The organism is Actinosynnema sp., assembly GCF_052038725.1.
Genome location: NZ_JBQGCX010000366.1, coordinates 1 through 2,097 on the forward strand (window position 1 = coordinate 1; position 2,097 = coordinate 2,097).

At 73.2% G+C, this 2,097-nt stretch carries 3 protein-coding genes and 1 pseudogene; 2 read left to right on the forward strand and 2 right to left on the reverse strand.

Annotated features, from left to right (window positions below; genetic code table 11):
• Positions 1-418 (forward strand): hemerythrin domain-containing protein (locus tag ACTUAL_RS07415; RefSeq protein WP_440899716.1); only part of this gene is annotated, 418 nt, incomplete at its 5' end.
• On the opposite strand, the gene ACTUAL_RS07420 is transcribed toward ACTUAL_RS07415, so the two are convergent.
• Positions 412-1,023, reverse strand: a complete 612-nt coding sequence (locus ACTUAL_RS07420) for a TetR/AcrR family transcriptional regulator (protein ID WP_440899717.1) — start codon at positions 1,021-1,023, stop codon at positions 412-414. The two genes, ACTUAL_RS07415 and ACTUAL_RS07420, sit on opposite strands and share 7 nt — an antisense overlap.
• A complete protein-coding gene (locus ACTUAL_RS07425) occupies positions 1,016-1,636 on the reverse strand; it encodes a TetR/AcrR family transcriptional regulator (RefSeq protein WP_440899718.1) in 621 nt (206 codons plus the stop codon). Before ACTUAL_RS07425 ends, ACTUAL_RS07420 begins: the two co-directional genes overlap by 8 nt.
• 153 nt (positions 1,637-1,789) lie before the next feature.
• On the opposite strand from ACTUAL_RS07425, the pseudogene ACTUAL_RS07430 reads away from it, so the two are divergent.
• Positions 1,790-2,097: pseudogene (locus tag ACTUAL_RS07430) on the forward strand (hypothetical protein); the annotation flags it as partial.

Sequence of the window (2,097 nt, forward strand, 5' to 3'; positions counted from 1 at the left end):
CCAGGTCTTCGACGTGATCGGCCAGGTGGAGGCCGGGACCATGGACGCCGGCCGGGCGCGCGGCGTCATCAACGAGATGACCATGCGCCAGAACGACTGGGCGCTCGGCGCCTACTGCCAGTCCTACTGCCGGCTGGTCGCGACGCACCACACGATCGAGAGCAGCTCGATGTTCCCGCACCTGCGGCGCAGCGAGCCCGGCCTCGGGCCGGTCCTCGACCGGCTCGACGAGGAGCACCACACGATCCACGGGCTGCTCGAGGACGTCGACCGCGCGCTGGTCGCGGTGGTGTCCGGCACGGACGCGCTGCCCGGCCTGCGCGTGGCGGTGGAGCGGCTCGCGGAGCGGCTGACCGCGCACCTGTCCTACGAGGAGGAGCAGCTGGTCGGACCGCTCGACCGGCACGGCTTCTACTGAGAGCGGCTCAGTCCGAGCAGGTTGAGCCAGAGGGTGGTCAGGTGCTCGCTGACCGTGTCGAGGTCGGGCGCCTCGCCGAACACGAACCAGTGGTAGGCGCAGCGTTCGGTCATCGAGCCGAGCAGGGCGGCGGCCAGGGTCGGGTCGAGGTCGGCGTCGACGAACCCGCCGGCCTGCCAGCGCACGATGGCCCGCTCGGTGCGGGAGCGGTAGAGGCGCAGCCGCTCGTCCAGCACCCGCCGGGACTCGGGGTCCGAGAGTGAGGCCTCCTCGATGACGCGCCAGAACTGCGCGTTGCGCTGGAAGGCCTGGAGGTACAGGCGGTTGGTCTCCTCGATCCGCTGGGCCGGGTCGACCGTGTCGGTACGGCGAGGGGAGAGCTCGCCGTACACCTCGTCCTCGACGTCGATGAGCAGCTGGCGGAACAGCTCGTCCTTGTCCTTGAAGTGCAGGTAGAACGTGCCGACCGACGTGCTGGCCTGCTGGGTGATGTCGGCGATCCGGGTCTGGTGGTAGCCGCGCTGCTCGAGGACCTGGCGACCGGCGCGCAGCAGTGCCCCGCGGGTGCGCAGGCCCTGGCGGGTGCGTGCGGACTCGTCAGCCACGGCTCGCCCCGCCCGCGGCCGGCTGGAGGCGGAGCAACCGCTGCCATCCCCACAGGAGGCGGTCGACGGCCTGGTCCTGCGGAAGCGGCTGGTCGTGGAGCAGGTACCACTGGAACAGGCTCTCGTCCGTCATGGCGACCAGGGCCCGGGCGACGAACTCCGCCGGCGTGCGGGGTCCCGCGAGCCCGCCGTCGACCAGCGGAGCGATCCCGGCGGCGACCGCCGCGACCACCTCGTCCTGCTGGTCGCGGACCCGCGCCCGGATCTGCTCGGTGCCGAGCGCCGCCTGCTGGACGGCGCGCCACATCCGGGCGTTCTCGACGAAGGTGGCGACGGCCGCGGTCAGGGCGGCACGCAGCCACTGCTCGGCGTCCCCGGCGCTGCTCGCCGGCGCGGCCGTCACCGACTCGGGCTCCCCGGCGCGGAACTCGTCCATGACCGCGCCCAGGATCTCCTCCTTCGACTCGAAGTAGGTGTAGAAGCTGCCGGCCGAGACCCCGGCGGCGGCGGTGATGTCGGTGATGCGGGTCCCGAAGAACCCCTTGTCCGAGAAGACCCGGGCAGCGGCCGCGAGGAGAGCCCCGCGCGCGCCGGTGGTCTGACTGCCAGGCATGCGCCGAAGTGTAAAGCGACTTCGAGGGAACGCAGCAACCTGACGGACCATTCAGGGGCCGGTCTGGACAGCCCACGCGGGTAGGAGCGCTGCCACCGCTGGGGTTGCGAGATGTGGTTGACACCACATCACCGGTGGTGAATCCTCATTCAGGTGAATGGTTCTTCAACAGCCACGGACCGACCGCTGGGAGGCCGCGTCGCGGTCGTCACCGGCGGCGCCCGCGGCCTCGGCGCCCGGGTCGCCCTCGACCTCGCGGACCTGGGCGCCGACGTCGCGGTCTGGGACGCCCCCGGGTGGGCTGACGCCCCGCTGGGCTACCCGCTCTCCGGCCCCGACGACCTCGAGCGCACCGTCCGCTCGGTCGAGGGGGCCGGCCGCCGCGCGCGCGGCGGCGGCGGCGCCCGCCGGGTCCTCGCCGTCGTCGAGCGCGCCGGCGGGCGCACCGGGGCGGCGCGCGG